This window comes from Proteiniphilum sp. LBM24028 (assembly GCF_056629195.1).
In genome coordinates this window covers 2,027,519-2,052,870 of record NZ_CM152817.1, presented here as the reverse complement: position 1 = coordinate 2,052,870, position 25,352 = coordinate 2,027,519, and the positions used below count along the sequence as shown (strand labels likewise).

Here is a 25,352-nt window from a genome sequence, read left to right as displayed (position 1 = left end):
CTGGAAAATTATAAATTTGCTTGACGACTGAAAACATTCATTTCTCTTAATTATATTTATTTGCTTGTTTTTTTTGATGTTGAGGTATTATTTTAGTTGAAAAAATATTTTTTTTCTTTCATTTTGTGTTTTTTTTGAAAAATATGATGACAAAATTAGTGATGAGATTGTCTATATAGATTGTAAAAGTTATTTTTATGGATAAATATTCTTTAACATATACGGCGATGGGATATCCAGCCGACCTTTTTTTGAAATGCAAATTGTATGGCCAGGAAAAAAAATCAGTAGAGAATCTTCGTCTAAGTGATAAAAATCTCATTCAATTCATTTATGACGAGTATGCGAATGATCTACTGTCATATGGCTTGAAAATGGGATATCAGAAAGAGGTACTGGAAGATGCAATACATGATGTATTCTATAAACTATGTCTTTCGCCTAAAATGTTAAACAATGTTAGCGAGCTGAAGTTTTATCTCTTTCGGGCACTTAAAAATCAGCTGCTGAATATTAATAAATCAACCTCAAAGTTCGTCATAACGGATATTCCCGAATTTAAACTTTCAGTAAAAGCAGACTCACTTCATCTATTAATTGAAGCAGAGGAACAAGTCAGGATAAAAGAGAAAATAAATAAGCTACTGCAGGTTCTTTCGGATAAACAGCGGGAAATCATCTATTTGAGATTTATTCATGAAATGAGTTACGATGAAATAGGAGAGCTGCTTGCAATGACTTCTGCTTCAGTACGAAATGTTGTATACAAAGCTATTAGTAAGATAAGGAAATGAAATTCAGTCATTATTTAACCTATACTGCTGCTGACTTCTCTACTGATCCCTTTTTCCTGGAATGGAGATGGTTTCAAACAGAGGAAACCTGTTTGTTCTGGACCTCCTTTTTGGCACAACATCCTGAAAAATCAGAAGAAGTTTTACTGGCAGTAAAGATTGTAGAGATGTTAGTGGAAGGCAATGAAGTTTCATTTTCACCGCAGGATAAGGAGAGTGCCGTAAAAAAATTGACATCAAGGGTTTATATACATAAAAAGCGAAAGAAAATTACTGTATATAGTCTAAGTACGGTTGTTGTATTTTTTTTGTTTTTTCTTCTGACTTACAAAAATACCGGTGTGATAAACAGTGAGTCGGACAAAAAAAATTTTGCGGATATTTCCGAGAAAGAGGTTCAACTGATTTTTTCGGCAGGTGGAAAGGTTTCTTTCAAAGAAGATATTCAGATCAAGTATGATACTACGGGAAATATTGTTGTCCAAAACGAATTGGGAGAGATGCTGGAGAAGCATGAAAGCGATGAGACCCACATTGCTTTGAACCGGCTGATTGTTCCTAAAGGTAAACGTTCTTCGTTACTGTTGGCCGATGGAAGTAAGATATGGGTAAATTCGGGTACGACAGTTGAATTTCCGTCTGTTTTTGAGAATAGAGATGAACGAAAAATAAAAATTGAAGGAGAGATTTATATTGAAGTGGAAAAAGATACTCAGAGACCTTTCTTAATTTCGACGCCTGATTTTGAAGTGGCCGTATTGGGTACTAAATTCAACATTTCCGCCTATCCCGAAGATCCCGTCCAGCATGTAACGGTTGCGGAAGGGATGGTCTCCGTTGTTTCGGAAGCGAAAAAACAAAGAAACGTCGTGGCGCAGAATCAACAGTTGCAGATTATTGACAAGATGCAGTCGGGAGTCACCCATGTAGACGTGTACAATTTTACTTCGTGGAAAGATGGGATACTTAGATTTGAAAGTGAGCCGTTAAAAAACATTCTTACCCGCCTGTCAAGGTATTATGATATCAATCTGGCGTATGGAGACGATATTGAGTCTATTCGATGTTCGGGCAAATTATATCTGTTCGACGAGTGGAAAATGGTGCTTGACAATATTACAAAGGTCTCTCCAGTGGCCTATTCAGAAAACGAGGATGAAATTATATTCAGGTATAATACCATAAAATAGAGAAAGGACGCGCTTATGTAAACACATGCTATATAAAATAGCCGGATAATGTTTAGGCCATTATCCGACATTCCATTATTTATCTCAAAGTAATAAATGAATAGAATTATAAAAGTATGAAGAATTCTGTAAAAAACTACACGCATGTCCGGAAATTTGTGGCAATACTTTTTATTGTCTTTCCATGCTCGTTTTTTGTATTCTTTTCTAATGCTCAAGAGTCGGTCATATCGTTAAAATTGGAAAATCAATCGATCAGATCAGGTTTTGATGCCATCGAGAAACAGAGTAAATATATTTTCTTTTATGATGATGCGTTAAGGCCGTTATTGACCAAGAGGGTTACGCTATCAATCAGTTCCGCATCCATTCAAGCGGTGATGAACCGGCTGTTGGATTCGAGCGGTCTCACCTACCGGATTGTGGACAAACAGATCCTGATCTCCACAACAAATGTCAACATCTCCCCACAGGAGGAAAAGAAGAAGGGAATAACCGTCACCGGGAAAGTGACGGATGAAAATGGACTTCCTCTGCCGGGAGTGAATGTCTATGTACTATCCCTGCAACGGATCACAACTACGAATATGGAGGGTGAATATTCACTATTGATTACTCCACCTGCTGAACCTGTGTTGCTGCAGTTTTCCTTCGTAGGGATGAAAACGGTGGAGATTCTCATAGGAGAAAAGGAAGGAACGTTGGTGAAAAATGTGCAGTTATTTCCCGATGGCCAATTGGAAGAGCTTATCGTAACCGGTATCTATACCCGTAAAGCAGAGGGGTACACCGGATCTGCAACAACCCTGACCAGCGATGACCTTACGCGCGTAGGGAACCGTAATGTGGTGGAGAGTATGAAAAATCTCGATCCCTCCGTCTATATCCCGGTGAACATGGCAATGGGCTCCGACCCGAACACGATTCCTTCCATGTCGATCCGTGGTACATCCAGCTTCCCCCTGGCGGAAAGCTCCTCGTTCAAGAGTAACTATCAGAACCAACCTAACCAGCCGCTGATTATCCTTGACGGGTTTCAGACTTCGATCGAGTACCTGGTGGATATGGACATGAACCGGGTGGAGAGCGTGACCATCCTCAAAGATGCTTCGGCAAAGGCGTTGTACGGATCCAAAGCCGCCAACGGAGTGATTGTGATTGAAACAAAACGGGTGGGCGGGAGTGAACAACGCATAACCTATAACGGCGACATTTCGTTAGAGATGCCCGACCTGACCAGTTACGATCTGACCAACGCGTTGGAGAAGCTGCAGGTGGAAGTGGCCGAAGGCGTTTACCGGGCACGTAGCCATTCGGAACAAGAGAAAAATGATCGTTTGTATAACGAACGCAAAAAACTGGCATTGGAGGGCTTAAACACCTATTGGCTTTCCAAACCGCTCCGAACGGGAGTAGGCAACAAGCACAGCCTGAGCCTGGAACTGGGCGATTCACAGAGTTTGCGGACGATCTTCGACCTCACCTACAATCAGATAAACGGGGTGATGAAAGAGTCTGAACGGCAGAATATTTCCGGCACTTCACATATCTCTTATCGCCGGAACAATCTGTTATTCAGAAATGTGACGACCTTCCTTTCCAACAACAGCACCGATTCCCCGTATGGTTCGTTTAACACCTACGCCAAAATGAATCCCTACTGGCAGGCAACCGATGCGCAAGGGAACGTGTTGCGCTGGTCTGAGGAAAATTTTCCCAATCCGCTTTACGATGCCACCATCGGTACCAGATTTACGTCCGAGTACACCCATTTCACCAATAATTTTTATACCGAATGGTTGATTTCGCCTGAATGGAAAACAACCGTCCGTTTTAGCATATCAAACAAAAAAAATCAGGCTGACAGCTTCTTTCCCACAAATCATTCCATTTTTCAATCCTATTTGAAGGATCCCGATTTATTGGTGAGGCGGGGGAGATACATTCTGGAAAACGGAAAAAGCAGATCCGTCTCGGGCGACGCGAACGTCAATTATATGAAGTCAGTGGGACGTCACACGCTTTTCTCGAACATAGGCGCCTTTGTTTCGGAAGATACCTATTCTGCTTATCAGCATTTCGCCGAGGGATTTATGAACAATCAGATGGCAGACATCACCTTTGCCCGTCAGTATGCCGAGGGCGTTACGCCCATGGGATATGCAAGTATCAACCGGCAGGCCGACTTTCTGCTGGCAGCGTCGTATGATTACGACAACCGCTACCTGGCAGATGCTACCGCGAGAGAGAGCGCGTCATCGCTTTACGGGGCAAACAACCGTTGGGCAAACAGTTGGTCGTTGGGTGTGGGATGGAACATCCACAACGAGGCTGTTTTTAAGAACTATAGCAATACCATTAAACAGCTCAAGCTACGTGCTTCCATCGGCCTGACCGGGAATCAGAATTTTTCCACCAATGCGGCCATCGGTACGTACCGCTATTACACGGGGGTCGTGTATGGCGGTTTTCCGGGTGCCTACCTGCACAACCTGCCCAATCCGGATCTGAAATGGGAGCAGAAAAAGGATCAGAACATCGGTCTCGATACCCGTATCGGAGGGCTTAATCTCTCGTTCGATTATTATTTTGCCGATACAAAGAACATGCTCACCAGTGTCACTATCCCCACTTCCACCGGCTTCTCTTCGGTGATGGATAATCTGGGGCTGGTACGTAACTCGGGTTATGAAGTTAAAGCAAATTATACTGTCTGGCAAGGCCAGCGGGGTTTCCTGAATTTCTACGGATCACTTGTCAACAATAAGAACAAGATAATTCGCCTTTCGGAAAGTATGAGGGCATACAACGAAAGGATGAGAACGCTCGCCGAGGATGTCGGTACTGCCGCTCCGGTTTTAATCTATGAAGACGGTCTCTCCATGAATACGATATGGGCGGTCCCGTCGGCCGGGATTGACCCCGCTACCGGGCTTGAAGTATATATCAAAAAAGACGGAACGAAGACCTATCGGTACGATGCCGCCGATTTGATCGCCGCCGGAGATTCCGATCCGAGATATAAAGGTATCGCTGGTTTCTCGGGAGAATACAAAGGTATAGGCGTAAATGCCACCTTCAGTTTCCTGACGGGATCCCAGATGTACAATTATACTCTGGTAGACCGGGTAGAGAATGCCGACATTGCGTACAACGTGGATCGCCGCGTGTTATTGGGCCGCTGGCAGGAGCCGGGACAGGTTACCCAGTTCAAGAAATTCAACTCGAAGGAGATGACACGCGCGACTACCCGCTTTGTACAGGAGAGAAAAGAGCTGACCATCTCCTCCCTCAGCGCTTATTACGAGTTTCCGAAACATATATATGACCAATTGGGAATGAGGCGTTTGAGATTGTCTTTTTATATCAATGATGTAGCCACCTTTTCATCGATCAAAGTAGAGAGAGGGTTGACTTATCCATTTGCCAGAACCATGTCGCTCTCCCTGACGGGAACTTTCTGATGGTGTAACAACAATAAAATAGTATTCTATGAAACAGTATATATTGATTATAATTGCAGTAGCTCTATTTTCTTTCACTGCATGCAACGATTGGTTTGACGTTACTTCGGGTTCCGAGATCAGGGAGGAAGACCATTACAGTTCCATTACGGGATTTCAGCAGTCGTTGATCGGATGTTATATCGGGATGGCCGACGAAGCCCTTTACGGAAAACAGCTGTCATGGCACCTGATCGAATTCCTCGGCAATCAATTTGAACCGCTTCTCCAGGTCAGCACCACCGCGCTCGAGTACAGGATACAGCAATATAATTTTCAGCATGCATCCTCCGTAGACGCGATCGAACGGATATGGGCGAAGGCTTACTCGGTGATAGCAAATGCAAACGAGGCGCTGACGTTTCTTGAAAAGAACGGAGAGATGCTGGACGAGATCGATTATCATATCATCAAGGGAGAGCTGTTGGCCATCCGTGCTTTTATGCACTTCGACCTGCTCCGGTTATACGGTTATGGCAATTGGGCAAACCGAAGCGCAGAACTCAATGCCAGGCTTACCATACCGTATGTGACAGTACTTTCCAAAGATGCGACCCCCCAGCAGACGGGAGAGACAACCATCCGGAAGATAATGGCCGACCTGGAAGAGGCAGCTTCCCTGCTCAAGGATTATGATCCGGTTACCGGCAAGCATCCCGTGTCGTTCTACGCGGAAGTGAATGCGGACGGCTTCATGGAGCAGCGCAATATCCGTCTCAATTATTACGCGGTGAAAGGATTGCAGGCCCGTGTTTTGTTATGGGAGGGCAGTGATGAGAGCAAGAAAAAAGCGCTGGCCGCCGCCGAGGAGGTGATTGCCGCCGTAGAAAAGGGGATCAAGCTGGATGACATGAATACTTTCATTTATTTTCTCACGCCATCCAATATCAGTAGGTCCAACAGCTCCCTGGCTACGGAACACCTGTTTGGGTTGAATGTGGCGGATCTGCCAACCAAAATCGCACGATACATCAATCCTTACTACCAGGATACGGATTATGCCGCCATGTATTTGCGGCCGGAGGATGCCGTATCCCTCTATGAAGGTTCCACTTCCGACGTGAGGTATTCCGTTTTATTGAACCAGAGTACCAATAATAGTACCATGGGATTTGTCCCGTTAAAGGTTTATGAATCGGGAAGCCTCACTTTCTATCACGACAAAGTATCGGTGATCCGCCTGCCCGAGATCTACTACATCGCGGCCGAGTGTTATGCCACAGGTGCTTCTCCTGACCTGAACAAGGCGATGGAGCGGTTGAACACCGTGCGCAATAATCGCGGATTATACGACACCCTGGAGGAGCTCACTGCCGAGCAGATCGTGGAAGAGATAAAAAAGGAGTATCACAAGGAGTTCCTTTCGGAAGGAGTGATGTTCTATTATTACAAGCGTACCGGTGCGGTGACTGTCCCGCACGGAGCAGCAGAAATGGAGGATGAACAGTATGTGTTACCCTATCCCGCGTTTGAATTACAGGCCGGAAGGGTACAATGAACAATAAAAACTACGCATAATAATGAAAAAAATAATCATCAATTTATGGGTCTTAGCCACTCTGTTGTTGGCAGTCCGTTGCGAGACAGATGATATCGGTTTTTACGACGAAGCGTATAACGCCGTTCGTTTTCCTGTGACCGACCTCGTTAGTTCGGAACCTCCGGGTTATAATGGTACGTCGGGTATTTTCTATGCCGCTTACTCGTTTATAGAAACGCCGTTTGTCAGTGATACCATTTACGATCTGCCGGTGATGCTGATCGGGCGTCCATCCAACCAGGAGCGTACCGTCTCTTACCGTATCGATGAGGAGAATTCCACGGCGCCGGCCGGATCATATAATATCCTCAGCGCGGTTATTCCGCCGGACACAACCATCGGGTATATCCGGGTTCAGTTATATAACCGGGAAGAACTGAATGACACTACCTATCAGTTGTCTGTGACACTTCTGGAGTCCGACCAGCTTTCTTTAGGACCGAAAGTATATATTAATGCCAGGCTCTCATGGAACAATGCCATCCCGATGCCGACAAACAATCAGTTTATAAGATCATATAATATGCTGATAAATAGTTCTTTAAGTTTTGTATCCCCCAGTAATGTGAACTACAGTCCGAACGCCTTGAAAACCATTGTTGCGGCACTGGGCTGGAATGACTGGGACGATCGGGAGAAACATGGAGCGAAATACAACCCGCCGGGTACTTATGGGGCGTATAAGTATTTGCCCCGATACACCATGATCTATGGGGATAATTCCTACAAATCCTATGCTTTGAAATTGGCCGATTATATCAAGGCCTATAATGAAGCGAACCCCGATGCGCCGCTAAGGCATGACGCCGGGAATCTTAAGGGAGAGTTGATCAAGGCCAGAAGCTATTAGTTTCCTGTGACTTGCGAGTTAACAATACGGATGGGTCAAAAGAATAAAATATTGTATTATTGTATGAAAAGAATAAAGATTTTATTATATGGTGTTATAATGACATGCAGCATGGTCGCTTTTTTCTCTTGTTACGATGACCAAAGCACGCTGGCCACCCACTTGATTGACGCGGTGGCGATTGACACTACCGGCATCAAGCCGGAGCAGTATGTTGGATATCAGGAGCGGCTGAGGATGGCCCCCACCATTACAATCGGTGGAAACAGCAGCGAATCGGGACTGCTTTACGAATGGGCATTGGCAATTTTTTCTAAAAGCGACAGTGAATTCGAGGTAATCAGTACCGATAAAGCGCTCGATGAGGTAATCAGCCGTCCCATCTCTCCGTCCCCTTACACCCTGAAGCTTACCGTGACCGATACGGCACACGATAACCTGCAGTATCAATGTTTATGGAATGTATATGTCCAAAGTTCCTTCCTCGACGGCCTGTTGATTGCCGATACGGAAGACGGGAACAGCTCAGACCTTACGCTTGTGATGAACAACCGGCTCACGGTCAATTACGACAAGGGTGAGAAGATCTATCGCAAGATATTGGAAAACGCCCACGGCACACCCTATTCCAAGCGGATGACCTCATTGACCTATGAAATACACGGCTATCCTACGTCAGGCACAAGGTCCAATCAGGTCTGGGCCATCACTGATGACGGTGAATGTGTCCGTTTCCATACCGAGGATTTCTCTATTAACGGGACCTTCAACGACGAGTCCATTATCACCTACAGGCCGGAAGGATTACAGTTCAAATCATTGTTCAGGGCCTATCAGATGTTCTTCGCCCATACCACGCGGGGCTTTTACTCCTTGATGAACGTTGCCGCAAACTCTTTTGGTTGGCATGATGCTGTTGCAACGGGATATTTTCCTGATAATGATGTGATTGCTGTAACTTCATCGTCCAGTGTTAATAGTAACCATACGGTTTGGTTAGATAAGGACAGAAAGCAGTTTGTGTTTTACTCGGGAAGTCCCAATCTTTTTGCATCCATAAGCACATATGAACAAAACGCTGTTTTTGACCCCAACGCCATGTCCGGCCAGACGGCGATTGCTGCCGGTATGCTGGAGGATGGAAGCATTGCCACCTTCCTGCTGAAAGACAACGCAACGGGGAACTATGCCATTTATACGTTGGGGCAGCATAGACCTGCGGAAGGAGAGTATGACGAAAACGGGAACTGGAGGGAAACGAAACCGGAACAGCCTGCTATGGCCCGGAATAGGTATGTGATCCCGAGTGAAGGCAAGTTGCTGCTGGACAACGCCGTGTCTGTTTTCTTCGCCCAAAGGGAGAACGTATTGTATGTGGCTGCCGGTAACGCGATCTATGCCATATTGTATGGTAGCGGCGATCAGGCCGTTGTTTCCAATACGCCTAAATATACCACCACAGGCGGTGAAACCATTACAAAAGCCAAACTCTACCAGCAGGGACATCATACTAATGATAATTCCACTACAACCGGTACTCCACCGGATGTTATGCCGCTTGCATGGAACAACAAGGCAATCATTGTTACGACTCAGAAAGGGGAGTTTGAAGGGAAAGTGTACGTGATGCCTATCAGTCAGCCCGGTATTGGTACGTTGGACCCTTCAAAGGCACTGGCATACGACGGATTCGGGAAAATATTGGATGTGATAACCATTGGCTATTAAGTGTGTATCAAACCGGTAAAATACAAGGGGGTAACCGGTAAAATTATCTCCTTGTGCTTTGCTGTGTGTCATGTATGTTTGTTGATTGGTCTACCTGTTATTAGGTATATATTATTATGGAAAAAGCTATTGTAAAAGTTGAAAACCTGTCTCATCGCTATAGTATGCAATGGGCGATTAAAGACATCAATTTCGAGATTGCGCAAAAGGGGATACTCGGCCTGCTGGGTTCAAACGGCGCGGGAAAATCTACCACGATGAACATCATCTGCGGAGTCTTGAACCAAACGCAGGGAAATGTCTTCATTGATGGCATCAACACGAAGGAGAACCCTGTGGAAGCCCGGAAAAACATGGGCTTTTTGCCCCAGAAACCACCCTTATACGGAGACCTCAATGTAGACGAGTATCTTACCTACAGCGCGAAGCTGAGATTGATGGACAACCGTGAAATTAAAAACGCGGTAGAAGAGGTGAAAGAAAAATGCGGCATTTCGCATTTCAGCCGTCGCCTCATCCGCAACCTTTCGGGAGGATACCAGCAGCGAGTGGGAATAGCACAGGCTATCATCCATAATCCCAAGTTTATTGTCTTCGATGAACCGACCAATGGCCTGGATCCGAACCAGATTCTGGAGATCCGTCATCTGATTGCCGACATAGCGAAAGATCATGCAGTGCTTCTGTCGACACATATCCTGTCGGAAGTGCAGGCTATCTGCGACCAGATTGTGATGATTGAAAACGGGAGCCTGATTTTCTCAGGGACCATCAACGACTTTGACAATTACCTTCAACCGAATACCTTCACTGCTACCTTTCTTCATCCTCCTTTACTTGACGACCTGGAGGCGATACCGGGAGTATTGCAGGTTGAAAGTATTTCGGATTTTGCGTCGAGATACCGATTCTTTTTCGATGGAGATCCCGATGTGACAACGCGTGTGGTGAAGGAGAGCGTGGCAAAGGATTGGTCATTGACCGAGATAACACTCGAAAAAACATCCATGGACGAGATATTTGCCGAATTGTCGAACAAGGCAAGAAAGCCCTGACCAATGCCGTAAAGATTATAACTTTCCTGAATGAAGCGTGTATGAAAATTATAGTTACCATCGCCAAAAACGAGCTGAAGATCATGTTCTATTCACCCATCGCCTGGTTGATGCTCATTATCTTTATCGTGCAAAGCGGCCTCTTTTTTGGCGATATCGTGGAAAATATAGCCACGACAGTGGCTGCTACCGGTAGGGATATCAGTTTCTTGTCTTTTATCTTCTTTAATGACAGCACATACGGGTTATTCCCCAAGGTGCAGCAGTACCTCTTCTTGTACATACCGTTGCTCTCCATGGGATTGATGAGCAGGGAGGTGGGGGAAGGATCCATCAAGTTGTTATATTCCTCGCCCATCAATAACACACAGATCGTGTTGGGAAAATATCTGGCAATGTTGGTCTATATTCTTGTTTTGATCGGTTCCCTGTTCGCATTTGTTGCTTTGGGACCTTTGACAATCAAGGATTTCGACTACCCGCAGGTGCTGATAGGAATGTTGGGCCTGTATCTGTTGGCGGCCACCTACGCGTCAATCGGGTTGTACATGTCGTCGCTCACTTCTTACCAACCCGTAGCGGCGGTAGCCACCATGGCATTACTGGCCGTTCTCAATTTTGTGGGCAATATTGGGCAGGAGTATGCGTGGTTTAGGGATATCACCTATTGGCTATCGATTAATGGCAGGAGCGACCAGTTTATAAACGGGCTGGCATGCAGCGAAGATGTAATCTATTTTGTCGTCATTCCCGTGCTGTTCCTGTTGTTTACCATATTCAGGATGACGCACTATCGGAATAGTTTTTCCCGATCGCGCCGGTTCATGCGGTATGCGGGGTTGTGTTTAGTAGCAGTGAGCATAGGGTACGTTTCGTCGATGCCGCGCTTCATGGCGTACTATGATGCTTCTGCGACCAAACGGAATACGTTGTCGAAGAACAGCCAAGAGATCATGAAAGAGGTGGGTAGAAAACCGAAAATTACCACCTATGTAAATCTGATGGATGAGTTTTTCCGTTACGGTAGTCCCCGGGAGATCAATAATGATACCCGTCGGTTCAGGCAGTACACGCGATTCCGGCCCGACTTGAAAATGAAATATGTGTATTATTACACCAATCCCGATAAAGCAGCTTTTGAAGCCCGTTTCCCCGGAATGAGGGATGAGGAGATCGTGGCCAAGCTCGCGGAGACATATGAGGTAGATGCAGGGATATTTCTCTCGCCGGAGGAGATGAAGGCGGAGATCGATCTCTCGAAAGAGAAATATCGGTTTGTCCGAAAAATAGAGACGGCAGACGGGAGATCTACTTTTTTGAGAATATACGATGATCAGCTTGCTTTTCCCAACGAGGGTCAGATATCTGCCGCCTTCAAGCGGTTGGTTCATCCTCCTTCCATGGTGGGTTTCCTGACCGGACATGGTGAGAGGGATATCATGAAAACAGGTGACCGCGACTATTCCCTCTATGTGAATGACATCACCTTCAGGTACTCTCTTGTCAACAATGGATTTGATTCCCAAACAGTCTCACTGTCTGACAAGAGGGAAATTCCCGGTGAGATAGATATCCTGGTGATCGCAGATGTACGGGAGCCCTTGCGTGAAAATGAGCTTGCCGCCATAAAAAGATATATTGATAACGGGGGTAATGTCCTGATCGCCGGAGATGTGGGGCGACAGGCCCAGATGAATCCGGTCACGGAAATGCTGGGTGTCCGGTTCATGGAGGGTGTGCTGGCAAACAACATGGATGAGGGTTCACAGAACTTGATATACAACCGGATGACAAAGGTGGCTGCCGACTCGTCGAGAGTATTTCGCGGATTCGCGCACCCACGGACGCAGATCACCATGCTCGGGGCGGTAGGACTGGAATACGAAACAGATCGTGGCTTCAACGTGCTGCCTATCCTCACTTCCGATAGCACGAAGAGTTGGCTGGAAACGGAGACCATAGATTTTTCAGCAGAAAAAGCAGTACTGAATCCTGAAAAGGGCGAGGAGATGAAACCCCATGTCACCATGTTGCAACTGACAAGAACCGTGGGGGACAGGAAACAACGGATTGTGGTCTCGGGCGACGCCGACTTCTGTAGTAATAGTGAATTGATAAGAAGTCGGGGAGGAATGTCTTCCCGGAACTTTGAGCTGACCATAGAGTTGTTCCGTCAATTGTCGGATGAAGAGTATCCGGTATTGACTCCTAGAAAACCTGCTGCCGATAATGCGTATTATCTTAGTGTGGAGAGGATTCCCTTGATACGGATCGCTTATGTAGGAATGTATCCCATGATATTCCTGGTATTGGGAATAGTGATATTGATAAGACGAAAATCAAAATAAATTGAGTCGGATGAAAGTAATTTTTGAAATAGCCAAAAACGAATTAAAGATCTTGTTCTTCTCTCCGGTGGCATGGTTGATGCTTGTGGTATTCACCGTCCAGACGGGCCTGCAGTTTGCAGATATCTTCAATGGAACGATCAGTTACTTCGCGTTGGGGCATACCTCAGGGGGAGATCTCACCCATTCGATCTATTCGAATACTTTTTTTGGTTTTTTTACGCACGTACAACAATACCTCTACCTCTATATCCCGCTGCTTACCATGGGTATCATGAGCAGGGAAACAAGCTCGGGCTCGATAAAACTGCTGTTCTCCTCTCCCATAAACAATACCCAGGTGGTTACGGGAAAGTATTTGTCGCTGGCCGTATATAACCTCCTGTTGATGCTGCCGCTCTTCCTGTATGCGATATTTGGTTATTTTACCATAGTAGACATGGATTTTCCGCTGGTATTGACTGGAATATTGGGCTTGTATTTATTGGCTTGTGCGTATGCTGCTATTGGCCTGTTCATGTCGGGGCTTACCACCTACCAAACGGTGGCTGCCATCGGTACGTTTGCTACACTGGCTGCATTGACCTATGTAGGGAGAGTGGGACAGACAATTCCCCTGGTCAGGGACATCACCTATTGGTTGTCCATCACCGGTAGGGCATCGGAATTCATACGGGGGCTGATCAGTTCCGAGGATCTTCTTTATTTTTTCATTATCAGTGCAATGTTCCTCTCCCTGGCAGTACTTCAACTGAAAAACAAACGAAGCCAGTCTTCACTGGCAGGCAGGATGGGGCAATATGTGGCGGTGCTATTGATCGCCGTGTTCTTGGGATATCTGAGCTCCAGGCCATCTCTCATGACCTATCACGACTCTACCCGCATGAAAACCCAAACCCTTACGGGGCCCAGTAAGGATGTGCTCGCCCAATTGAAGGGGAAAATCTCCATAACGACCTATGCCAACCTGTTTGCCAACGATTATACCTCTGTTCTGCCTCAGTATTACAATCAGGACATGGAAGATTACCGTCCTTACATGCGGTTTAAACCCGACATGAAAATGGGGTATGAATATTATTACCACCCTTCTCCCGGCTTTGAGAATACAAATCCTCAACATGCCAAACTTACCATGAAAGAGCGGGCCGAAAAACTGGCAAATGTCTATAAACTGAATTTCAAACGTTTTCTTACAGAGGATAAAGTCAAGGAGATAGAAGGGCTTGCCGAAGAGCAGTATCGCTTTACCCGTATCATAGAAACTGCTGACGGGCATACTGCTCATCTTCGCAATTTTGACGATATGATGAAGAAACCCTCCGAGTCGGAAATAACCGCTGCCATGAAAAGACTGATCATGAAACCGCCCAAGGTGGGATTCCTGTCGGACCACCAGGAGCGCAGCATCGAGGGGAAGGGTGATGCCGACTACTTCTCTTTTGCCAAAAGCCGTACCTTCCGATATGCTTTGGTGAGCCAAGGATTCGATACCGAATCTGTCACTTTAGTGAAGGACCGGAAGATACCCGACGACATAGATATCCTGGTGATTGCCGACCCCAAAACTGCTTATACCGAACCCGAGATAGAAGAGATCAACAGGTACATTCTTTCGGGACGAAATCTGCTGATCGCGTCAAAGCCTGGCAGGACACATCTTCTGCAACCCCTTGTGGAGCCATTGGGAGTGGAATTTGTCGCGGGCACGTTGGTGCAGGAAAGTACCAACTTCGCTCCAGATCTCGTTTTCGGGAATATTTCAAGGGAAGGGACGGAGTTTGCAAAGGCCTACGCAGCGATGGCGAGAACGAATACGAAAATAACTTTTCCCGGGGTTTCGGGGCTCACCTTTCGCACCGATAAAGGTTTTGTGGTGAAGCCGGTCATCGTGACCGATAGCGTTCTCACTGACTCCACACGCTGTTGGAATGAACTGGAGACAAAGAATTTCAACGACGAGATACCCCGGTTTAATCCCGATGCGGGGGAGGAACTGCAGGCTTCCCTGCCGCTCCTGCTCTCTTTGGAGCGTACAATCAACGAACGTGTTCAACGCATCATCGTAATGGGCAGCGCTGACGGTATCAGTAATGGTGAATTTGCCGTGCAGCGTATGGGTATGGAAACGAATAATTACGCGCTCATCACCGAATCGTTCCGATGGTTTACTCAAGGGGAGTTTCCCATTGATACAAGCCGCGAAGCAAATCCAGACAATGCACTCAGACATGTGCAGAATGCAGACAGGAAGAGAGTAAAAGCCACCTTCGGCTTTGTGATCCCCTCGGTGCTCGCACTCATGGGGCTGATGCTTATTGTAAGGAGGAAAAACCATTGACCGGGCATACGGGCCGCATCATTTCAAACAAGGGATAAAATGAGTTTTACAATCGATAAACAGACACAGGAGGATTTGAATTTGCTTGGTAAGTTCAAGAAAAATTCCATTATCAACCTGTTTAACCGGACATGCACGCGCAAGGGGGAGCTTTTGTTGGAGAACATGTTTATGCTGCCTCTCACCGATCCAGATGAAATAAACAAGAGGAGCCGCATCATTCAATATTTTCAGCAGTTCCATACCCAATTTCCCGTACCTTCTGCATTATACGGCCATGTACTTTCCTATCTGGAGAGTTCCTCGGGTAGTAGGGTAAGTACCATCATCGGTACCATCTCTAGAAAAATCAGCTTTTTAGCTACTGGAGATAATGGTTATGAAACCGTCTGTAAGGGGATTTTATCGCTAATTGAAATGCTGCGTATCGTAGAGGAGTTTGTGAAGAAGATCGATAAACCAGACTCTCCTTATCGGAAACAGATTGAGGATGTAAAGGGCCTGTTCGACAAGAAAATTTCGGATCTAATTAAAAAACCGGTGAGCTCGCACTTGTCGTTTTACCATACGCTTTACTACGACAGCCTGTTCAGGTGTACCTACAGAAGGCAACTCGAACGCTTGATACAAGTGTTGAGCGAGATTGATGTCTATATTTCGGTGTCGGATGTTGCCCGGGAAAAAAAGTTGTGCTACGCGACTGCATTGCCTAGAGAGCATCATTCAACACAGATAGATGGGCTATTTCACCCAAGCCTTACATCCCCGGTCTCTAATTCGGTATCCATTGAACGTGACAAGAACGTGATTTTTCTGACCGGAGCTAACATGGCAGGAAAATCCACTTTTATGAAATCATACGGCATTGCCGTTTACCTGGCTCATATGGGATTTCCCGTGCCTGCCGCGCAAATGACCTTCTCGGTGCTGGAAGGAATGTACACTTCCATCAATCTGCCGGATAACCTCTCGCTGGGTTATAGCCATTTTTATGCCGAGGTGCTGCGGGTAAAACAGGCAGCCCGGGAGGTGGGGAGCTCGAAAGACATGTTGGTTATATTTGATGAATTATTCAAAGGAACCAACGTGAAAGACGCCTTTGACGCCACAGTGGCTGTCACGCGGGCATTCGGCAAATGGGACAACTGTCAGTTTATCATCTCAACCCACATCGTGGAAGCCGGTGAGATGCTCCGGGACAATAGCAACATGCAATTTCTCTATTTGCCTACGAAATTGGAGCACAACAGGCCGGTTTACACCTACAAGATTGAGCAGGGGATCTCGGGCGACCGGCACGGTATGAGGATCATTCACAACGAACGGATTGTGGAGACAATAATGAATAAAGCCGATATGGAACAGTTTCCGGTTTACTCGAACGAGAAAAATAGTGACGAGAACAATGAATAAATCGGCCCTGGCGACAAACAGGGGATAATACAACCAAGACGATGAGTTTTATAATTGACAAGCAGACAATGGATGACCTGAATATCTTCGGCAAACATGGGAAGAAATCGGTTTTCAGCATCTATAATCATACCCGCACGCGTGGAGGGGCCATTTTACTTGAAGAGATGTTCCGGTACCCTTTCGACAACTTTGAAAGTATCAAAAAGAGGCAGGATATCATTCAGTATTTTTATCTCAAAAGGACGAAGTTCCCCTTCGAAGGAACTATCTTCGATGCGGTAGCCTATTATTTACACAATACGGATACGCGTACCCGGATCGACGCGCATGACGACAAGCTGAAGAAACGCTTCCAGCGATTGATGAAGACAGATACGGAATTCCAGATGATTCATAAAAGCATTTTGGGACTTATCTATATCATTAACACGCTTCACGATTTTTTCGAGGATATTGAAGACGATGAACGTATACTTCCGGAGATGCCGGAGATGGAAGAAGTGAAAAATATTATTTCAGACGAGCGGCTCCGGTTTGTAAAGGAGGAACGTGAAACAAAAAAACTCTCGCTCGAGAAAGCAGACGAATATGACAATGCGCTGCGCTATGCATGCAACAAAGAGCTGCAAAAGATGCTCTCTTTCATCTATCAGCTGGATATCTATATCTCGCTGGCCCATGTGGCGCGCGAAAAGAAGTTTTCGTTTGCCGATGTACAGCCTTCCGACTGTAATATTTTAAAGATAGACCGGTTGTTTCATCCTTTGTTGGCCGATCCCGTGGCGAACACGATAGAGGTGACACCGGAAAACAACGTGATCTTTCTCACGGGAGCCAACATGGCGGGGAAATCTACCTTCATGAAATCTTTCGGCATCGCCGTCTATCTGGCACACCTCGGTTTCCCCGTGCCTGCCCGTGAGATGACCTTCTCGGTGCGCAGTGGCATGTATACAACCATCAATCTACCCGATAACCTGAACCAGGGATACAGCCATTTCTACGCGGAAGTACTGCGACTGAAGAAGATCGCAAACAGCATCAACCATGCCCGGAACATGGTTGTCATCTTTGATGAGTTGTTCAGGGGTACCAACGTGAAGGATGCATATGATGCGACCATTGCCGTCACCGAAGCGTTTGCGATGAACAAAAACAGCATATTCATCATCTCAACCCATATCATTGAATCGGCAGATATATTGAAAGAACGGTGCGGGAATATTTACTTCCTCTACCTGCCTATCACTCTGGAGAACGGCGTTCCCCGATACACTTATACCCTGTCGCCCGGTATCACGGATGACCGGCATGGAATGATGATCATCCGTAACGAGCACATATTGGACATCCTGGAAAAAAAATAGATTGATGAGAAAAATATTCTTCCTTATATTCTTTGTGGCAGGTTGTGGCATGATGGCACAACAAAATCCGGTGTTGCCGGCCGATCCGGCCCTAAAAACCGGTAAACTGAAAAATGGACTGACCTATTATATTCACCATAATAAAACGCCCGAAAAAAGAGCGGATTTTTATATAGCCCAAAAAGTAGGGTCTATGCAGGAAGAAGATGCCCAGGCCGGCCTCGCTCACTTTCTGGAGCATATGGCCTTTAACGGCACAAGGAACTTTCCCGGTAAGACGATGCTGGATTACCTGGAAAATAACGGTGTCAAATTCGGGACAAACATCAATGCCTACACCTCGTTCGATGAAACGGTCTATTATTTGAGCAATGTGCCCACGACAAATCAAAATCTTCTGGATTCATGCCTGCTGGTATTGCATGACTGGTCTTGCGGTATTTTGCTTGAAGCGGATGAATTGGAAAAGGAGCGGGGTGTGATTCGTGAGGAATGGCGTACCCGGGGCGGGGCACAGCAACGGCTGACGGAGAAGCTGCTCCCGGAACTGTTCAGAGGTAGCAAATACGCTGAGAGGATGCCTATCGGCAGCATCGACGTGATCAACAATTTTAAGCCGGAAGAGATCAGAGCCTATTACCGTAAGTGGTACCGTCCCGACTTACAGGGTATTATCATTGTGGGTGATGTAGATGTGGAGGCCACTGAGAAAAAGATCAAAGATCTTTTCGGAAGTATTCCTTTAGACGAGGAGAGAGCCCAACGTACATATTATCCCGTTCCTGACAACGAAGAACCTGTCGCGGTACTGGCAACCGACAAGGAAGCACAGAGCACAAGCATTCTTTTGTATTACAAACACGATCCTCTCCCTTTTGAAATAAGGAATACACAAGCGGGATACATACAAAACTACATTACCACCGTGGCTTCCATGATGATGAATGAACGTTTCAGAGACATCAGCCAGAAGCCGGATGCTCCTTTTACCTCGGCTTTTGCTTATGATGACAATTATTTTATTGCCAAAACAAAAGATGCATGGACGGTGGTAGCCGGATCGGCAGAAGATAAAATAAAAAACGCGCTACGTGCCATCGCTACGGAGACCGAAAGGGTCAAGCGGCACGGTTTCACGGCATCGGAATACGATCGCGCACGGACCAACATATTGAATGGGGCCGAAAACGCATATAACAATCGCGACAAGCAGAAAAACAGTTATTATTCCCAGAAATATGTACGCCACTTCACCGATGGAGAACCTGTTCCTGGTATTGAATACGAATACCGGCTCTTACAATCGGTTGCTCCCCAGATTCCGGTAGAGGTGGTCAATCAGGCAATACAACAACTCATCGGGGACAAAAATATTGTATTGGCAATTACCGGTCCGGAAAAAGAAGACCTCCTCTATCCGGACAATGAAGAGTTGTTGCAGATACTTCTTACTACCAGAAACGATGAAGTAGAGCCGTATGCAGAAGAGACATTTAACAGGCCGCTGATTGACACACCTCCTGTAGCGGGTACCCTTGTCGAAGCACGGAAGGATGAAGACTTTGACGCTACGGTTTGGAGATTATCAAATGGTGTGACCGTGATCCTCAAAAAAACGGATTTTAAAGACGATCAGATACTGATGGCGGCCTCGAGTCATGGAGGTACCTCCTCTTATGCCTTGCAAGATCCGGTCAATAGCAAAATGGCCGGACAGGTAGCCCCGTTGGGGGGTGTGGGAGATTTCAGCCTTACGGAACTGCCCAAGGTGCTGGCGGGTAAAAACATCTCTATCTCCCCCCTGCTCGGAATCATGAAGCAGGGATTCAACGGAACCTCTTCGCAGAGGGATTTCGAAACATTGCTTCAACTGGTTTATCTCTATTTTACTTCTCCGCGAACCGACCAGGATGCTTTCGAATCTTTCCTGCAACGGGCCGAGATACAATTGAAAAATGCGGAAGCCGAGCCGTCGGTCGCGTTTCAGGATACGATCACAAGAAAACTCTATCACGATAATCCCCTTTTCGACCGCCTGAAGGCAGAGGATATGGATAAAATCAATTACGGGCGTATCATGGAGATGTTCAGGCAAAGTTTTTCCAACCCGGGCAGTTTTGTTTTTGCCTTTGTGGGCAACATTGATGAGGAGGCCGTCAAGCCGTTCATATTGCAATACCTGGGTTCCATACCGGGAAAATATGCCCGGAACAGGTATGAGGAGTTGCCGATGGATATAGCCAAAGGTACCAGTGAAACGATTTTCCAGCGTGAGATGGAAAATTCCAAAGCATCGGTTTTCAATATTTTCAGCGGTCAAAGTGAGTTTACCCGTAAAAACAATATCATCATAAGCATGCTCCGGCAGATTATGGATATCGTGTATACAGAGAAAATACGGGAAGAAGAAGGGGGTACCTACGGGGTTTCCGTCGACGGATCCATAGCCCGCTATCCCGAAGGGCAAACGATTCTGCAGATAAATTTCGATACCGATCCGGATAAAGCGCTGACACTGAATAGCCTGGTGAAAGGAGAGCTGAGGGCGATGGCTGAGAATGGACCCCGTGCTGAAGATTTTTCCAAAGTGAAGGAATACATGCTTAAGGCATACAATGAAAATATCAGGGAGAATAAGTACTGGTTAAACCAGCTGATCGATAAATATTTCTACGACTGGGATCGTCACACGCATTACCTTGATGCGCTCAATGCCATCAAACCGGAAGATATTCAGACTTTTGTGAGGGACTTGCTTGCCCAGGAAAACGAAAAAACAGTGGTGATGCTGCCGGCAACAACAGATTAAAAACCTGTATCTTCCCAAAGTATGACCTCCAAGCCGAGCCAGAGTATACAGGGGTGCTTCATTGTAATAGGACTTATTATAATAAGCTGCGAATTTTATTTTTTCGTATCAATCTCAACCACTCCATTTGCACCCTCTTCTCCGTATTTTTCTTTTGCTGTATTTCCTGCGTATGCGCGAAATACAGCAAATTGTCCAGGGTTAAATTCTTTTAGCTTTCCTTTCTTTACACCATCAACCACAACCAAGGGCTGACTACCATCTTCATTTCGGATGATTAACGACGATTTATCTGATTTTTTTACTATACTTTTAACAGGTTTTGCCGAAACAGTAATTGTTTGATTTTCACCTGCGTTCATTTCTACCTTATCTCCGCTTAGGGAAAAATCACCATTATTTTTCAATTCAAGAACATCTGATTTATATTCTAAGAGCTTGGACTTTTTCGTGACAATTATCACTCCATTTCTCCCATCTTCCCCATAAAGTTCCACAGCGGATTTATCTTTCAGAATTGTAAAGGATTCAATGTCATTGGGATTTATTGATTTCAAATCATAATCTTTGGATTTTTTTTCACCATCAATTACAATAAGTGGCTTATCTTTTTCCAACATTTCGTTCAAGCTCTTTACATTTTCCTGCACTTTAGTTGTTGACTCTTTAAAATCGATCGTAAAGTTTTCAGGTTTTTTAGTTGTAATCAAAATCACGCCATCTTTTCCTCTTTCACCATAAATGGCTGTAGCCGAGTCATTTTTAAGCACAGAAATGGATTCAATGTTATCAGGATCAATATCATTCATTGGTTCAATAGGTTTCCCGTCCAAAATAAATAACGGATTTCCAGTTAATGCTTTGAGTCCATAAACTGCAATTTTGGGTTGCTGTTCATCCTTTGCTTCAATTTTAAAATTCTCCATTTTCCCTACTCTAGTAGCCACCACATCATCCGGCTGTAGAACAACCACCAAATTATCTTGTGTTTTTTCCACTCTGTATTCAAAAGTCTTGTAACCCACCATCACAAATTTCAGCACATCACCTTTGTCTGTCTTGATTACAAATTTTCCTTCGGGGTCGGTAATTGTGCCAACAGTGGAACCTTTAATTACAATTGTTACTCCGGGAATAAAACTATCTTTTCCTTTAACAAAGCCGCAAATGGTGATTTTGGATCGTTCTGAAATTTTTTCATTATTGTCATTTTTCCCCTCCAATGCAGGTAGAACGTCTTTGTTGTTTTCAACAGGTTTATTAGTCACTTTTTCGGGAATTTCCGCATTCAATTGCGGAGCTGAGAGTGTTACCATAGCCAGGAACAATACGGGAAGCGCTGCCGTGTAGTTCCATTTCTGTCGTTTGTCTGATTTGTTTTTCATCATAGTAATTCTTTTGTGTAAATCGCGCTGACGGAAATTGTTTGCCAGTGCAAACTTATGCTCGCCCACGCTTTTGCGGATTAATAAAAGTTGATATTGTTTTACATCAATACCGTTGTTCAGAACCTGCTCATCGGCCTGATACTCGTGAACCGATTGAATTTCGTACCGCAGCAGCCACGAAAACGGGTTGAACCAGAAAATGCAGGTGAACAGGTCGAAAAATATCATGTCGAACGAATGCTGCAAGTGAATGTGTGCCCGTTCGTGGTTGATGATTGCCCGGTTATCCGCCGAAACGTCTTTGCACGAAAGAACAATGTATTTCATCCAGCTGAACGGCGAAATATCTTTATCGGTAATGCAGAGAACCATATTATTATCGGAAAGCGTTTGCTTTTCCGATTTCCGAATGATACTTATCAACTGGCTCAGTCCAATAAGGTAACGTACTACCGAAAGCAGAAAACCAACGGCAAAAACCACCGAAAGTATTTCTATCCAGGGTATTTGTACGGGTTGAGCGGGCAATTCGGATATTTCTACAATGGGAATGTTGGAAAAATCCATCGGAAAATTTTCGATAACCACCGGTTCTGATTTCCTCTCTGGTAGAAGGTTAAAACGGAACAACGGAAGCACGGTAACCATCATCACAATGAAAATCAGCAAAAACCGGTTGAAATGGTGAAACGTGTTTTTACCGAAAAAGAACCTGTAAAAGCCGTAAAACAGCGTCATCAGGATGGATGCGCGGAGAAGGTAAAAGAGAAATTGTTCCATTCGTCAAAGGTTTGCATTTGTCTTTTATCAGAAATTCAGATTCATAACAGATTGAATAAGATTGAAAAACAAACAGTTCTCTATCAATCTCTATCAATCTCCATCAATCCTTTTCAACCTACCTCAATCTTATTGAAACATGGTAGTAACTTTATATTCCTCACTTATCATTCAACTTTTCCACTTCATCCAGTAACTTACGCACCTCTTCCACAGAAATATTTTCGTCTTTGATGAGCGACGATACCACGCTAAGGTATGAATTGTCAAAATATTTTCTTACTACATTTCTGAGTGTCCGGTTGCGGTATTCCTCTTCGCTAATGATGGCAAAGTAGCGGTACGTTGTGCCAAATGATTCGTGTGACACAAATCCTTTCTCTTCCAACGAACGTACGTAGGTGGAAAGCGTGTTGAAATGCGGCTTCGGCTCGGGATACATTTCCACGAGTTGTTTTACGAACAATGCCTCGTTTTCCCAGAAATAGCGCATTACTTCCTCTTCTTTGGGTGATAAATCTTTCATTCTTTTGAGATGTTTAGATGTCGGACTTCAGACTGTTGAGCTGACAAATAGAAAATAGTCCGATGTGTGTATTCTGTTATTTTATGTCCGTTAATTCATGCCGCAAAGTTAACTATTCTTTTTCGTTTGCAAACTAATTGTTATAGTTAAATTTTCAAACAAAAATATAAAATGGCTTATAGTCAGTGGTTTCATGAAAAATAATCAGTCGGCTTTAAGCCGACTGATTATTTACAAAGCTGTCAGATGCTTTGGCTTGTATTGGGTCGATATTGCGTTCAATTATTTCAACGGCCTACTCGCGGATGTGTATATAGCGTTCCGATACATTCAAGACGGGCGGAATTTGAAATATAAAAAAAGAAGTAGCTTTGTCGGTATAATAATTTATCCGGAGGAGGATATCCTCGGAATGTCCTCCATGGTTTACACCTGAATACATGAGGATATGTACATCTGCAGGCAATTATCGGAGCGATATACGCATCGTACGCATGGAAATAAAAGCACAAGATAATGCTCTCGCGATAAGGCGGCTTCCGGGTATACTTATCAGGGGATGGTGGTATACTTCATTAATAGAGAGTCGATTATTTATTAATCCTATTTTTGTAACTATTCTGTTTCTTCCTTTGTCAGGTCGAGTTTCTCGTCATCCTTGCCGCGGTCGAAGAACATCTTTTTCAGCGGATTTTTGCGCGCCTCATCGTAGAACAAGCGGTTCTTGAGGATGTCGATACCCATGTAAATGGCCTGGCGGAACGACTCGTCGGAGGCCAGGTTCTTGCCGGCGATATTGTAGGCCGTGCCGTGGTCGGGTGAGGTGCGTACGATGGGCAGTCCGGCGGTGAAGTTGACACCGGCATCCATGGCAAGGGTCTTGAACGGTATGAGTCCCTGGTCGTGATACATGGCGAGGATGGCATCAAACTCTTTAAAACGTCCCGATCCAAAGAAGCCGTCCGCAGGAAAAGGTCCGGCACAGAGGATCCATTTGTCCTGCGCTTCCCGTACGGCAGGAGCGATAATATCGATCTCCTCCCTGCCCAGCAGTCCGTTCTCTCCGGCATGCGGGTTTAGTCCCAATACGGCGATGCGCGGGTTCTCCAGAAGGAAGTCGCGCCTCAAAGAGTGGTCGAGCGTATACAGTTTCTCCAGGATCAGTTCCTTGGAAATTTTAGAAGGCACTTCTGCAATGGGTACATGCGTGGTGACCAGTGCCACACGCAGTACCTCCGTGGCAAGGATCATTAGCGCTTTCTCGTTGTCTTTTGCGAACCGGTCCTGCAGAAATTCGGTATGCCCCGGAAATTGAAATTTCTCCTGCTGGATACTCTCCTTGTTGATAGGCAATGTCACCAGCAGGTCGATCTTCCCGTTTGCCAGGTCACCGGCAGCCTGGTCCAGCGCAGTATAAGCCGATTCGCCCGCTTCGGCACTCGCGGTGCCCGGTTCAATCCTGATCTCTTCCCTGACGCAGTTCACGAGATTTATTTTTCCATCCTGCGATTCATCTGCTTTGGAAATAATATGGAAGTTCACCGGATCACCCTCCAGCATTTTGCGATAATAAGAAGCCGATTTGGATGATCCGTATATGACGGGGCGGAAGAGCTCGAGCAAGCGGTCGTCGGAAAATGCTTTCAGCAGCACTTCATATCCGATTCCATTGACATCGCCGTGCGTGATGCCCACTTTGAGTAATGATGACATGTAT

Annotated in this window: 15 protein-coding genes; 12 read left to right on the top strand and 3 right to left on the bottom strand. The window is 45.4% G+C overall.

The window, feature by feature from the left end:
- The first annotated feature begins 197 nt into the window (after positions 1 to 197).
- The 12 genes from AC1HCU_RS07900 (at position 198) to AC1HCU_RS07845 (ending at position 20,941) form a co-directional block, all read left to right on the top strand.
- Complete coding sequence (locus AC1HCU_RS07900; protein ID WP_480364965.1) at positions 198 to 794, top strand: RNA polymerase sigma factor; 597 nt, start codon at positions 198 to 200, stop codon at positions 792 to 794.
- The gene (locus AC1HCU_RS07895; protein WP_480364963.1) at positions 791 to 1,984 is read left to right on the top strand and encodes a FecR family protein; all 1,194 of its coding nucleotides are present in this window, start codon (positions 791 to 793) and stop codon (positions 1,982 to 1,984) included. The genes AC1HCU_RS07900 and AC1HCU_RS07895 overlap by 4 nt, the downstream gene beginning before the upstream one ends.
- A 116-nt stretch (positions 1,985 to 2,100) precedes the next feature.
- Positions 2,101 to 5,448 (top strand): SusC/RagA family TonB-linked outer membrane protein, encoded by a 3,348-nt coding sequence (locus AC1HCU_RS07890; RefSeq protein ID WP_480364961.1) that lies wholly within the window; start codon positions 2,101 to 2,103, stop codon positions 5,446 to 5,448.
- Between the two features lie 28 nt (positions 5,449 to 5,476).
- Entirely contained in the window at positions 5,477 to 6,985 is a 1,509-nt protein-coding gene (locus AC1HCU_RS07885; protein WP_480364959.1) for a RagB/SusD family nutrient uptake outer membrane protein, read from the top strand.
- A 22-nt stretch (positions 6,986 to 7,007) separates the two neighbouring features.
- On the top strand, positions 7,008 to 7,877 hold the full coding sequence (locus AC1HCU_RS07880; protein ID WP_480364957.1) for a DUF4843 domain-containing protein: 870 nt from the start codon (positions 7,008 to 7,010) through the stop codon (positions 7,875 to 7,877).
- A gap of 63 nt (positions 7,878 to 7,940) precedes the next feature.
- A complete protein-coding gene (locus AC1HCU_RS07875; RefSeq protein ID WP_480364955.1) occupies positions 7,941 to 9,605 on the top strand; it encodes a PKD-like family lipoprotein in 1,665 nt (554 codons plus the stop codon).
- Positions 9,606 to 9,721: 116 nt separating this feature from the next.
- Entirely contained in the window at positions 9,722 to 10,660 is a 939-nt protein-coding gene (locus tag AC1HCU_RS07870; protein WP_480364953.1) for an ABC transporter ATP-binding protein, read from the top strand.
- Positions 10,661 to 10,701: 41 nt separating this feature from the next.
- A complete protein-coding gene (locus AC1HCU_RS07865) occupies positions 10,702 to 13,008 on the top strand; it encodes a Gldg family protein (protein WP_480364952.1) in 2,307 nt (768 codons plus the stop codon).
- Between the two features lie 10 nt (positions 13,009 to 13,018).
- On the top strand, positions 13,019 to 15,349 hold the full coding sequence (locus AC1HCU_RS07860) for a Gldg family protein (RefSeq protein WP_480364950.1): 2,331 nt from the start codon (positions 13,019 to 13,021) through the stop codon (positions 15,347 to 15,349).
- Between the two features lie 39 nt (positions 15,350 to 15,388).
- Positions 15,389 to 16,762 carry a MutS-related protein gene (locus AC1HCU_RS07855; RefSeq protein ID WP_480364948.1) on the top strand — a complete coding sequence of 458 codons (1,374 nt, stop codon included), beginning with the start codon at positions 15,389 to 15,391 and terminating at the stop codon, positions 16,760 to 16,762.
- Between the two features lie 41 nt (positions 16,763 to 16,803).
- Positions 16,804 to 18,132, top strand: coding sequence for a MutS-related protein (locus AC1HCU_RS07850; protein WP_480364946.1), 1,329 nt, complete (start codon positions 16,804 to 16,806; stop codon positions 18,130 to 18,132).
- Between the two features lie 4 nt (positions 18,133 to 18,136).
- Positions 18,137 to 20,941 carry a M16 family metallopeptidase gene (locus AC1HCU_RS07845; RefSeq protein WP_480364944.1) on the top strand — a complete coding sequence of 935 codons (2,805 nt, stop codon included), beginning with the start codon at positions 18,137 to 18,139 and terminating at the stop codon, positions 20,939 to 20,941.
- A gap of 95 nt (positions 20,942 to 21,036) precedes the next feature.
- Here AC1HCU_RS07845 and AC1HCU_RS07840 read toward each other — a convergent pair whose 3' ends face one another.
- The 3 genes from AC1HCU_RS07840 to pdxA form a co-directional block, all read right to left on the bottom strand.
- Positions 21,037 to 23,067, bottom strand: a complete 2,031-nt coding sequence (locus AC1HCU_RS07840) for a TonB-dependent receptor plug domain-containing protein (protein WP_480371118.1) — start codon at positions 23,065 to 23,067, stop codon at positions 21,037 to 21,039.
- A gap of 202 nt (positions 23,068 to 23,269) precedes the next feature.
- On the bottom strand, positions 23,270 to 23,635 hold the full coding sequence (locus AC1HCU_RS07835; protein ID WP_480364942.1) for a BlaI/MecI/CopY family transcriptional regulator: 366 nt from the start codon (positions 23,633 to 23,635) through the stop codon (positions 23,270 to 23,272).
- Between the two features lie 615 nt (positions 23,636 to 24,250).
- On the bottom strand, positions 24,251 to 25,348 hold the full coding sequence (gene pdxA / locus AC1HCU_RS07830; protein WP_480364939.1) for a 4-hydroxythreonine-4-phosphate dehydrogenase PdxA: 1,098 nt from the start codon (positions 25,346 to 25,348) through the stop codon (positions 24,251 to 24,253).
- Positions 25,349 to 25,352: the final 4 nt, after the last annotated feature.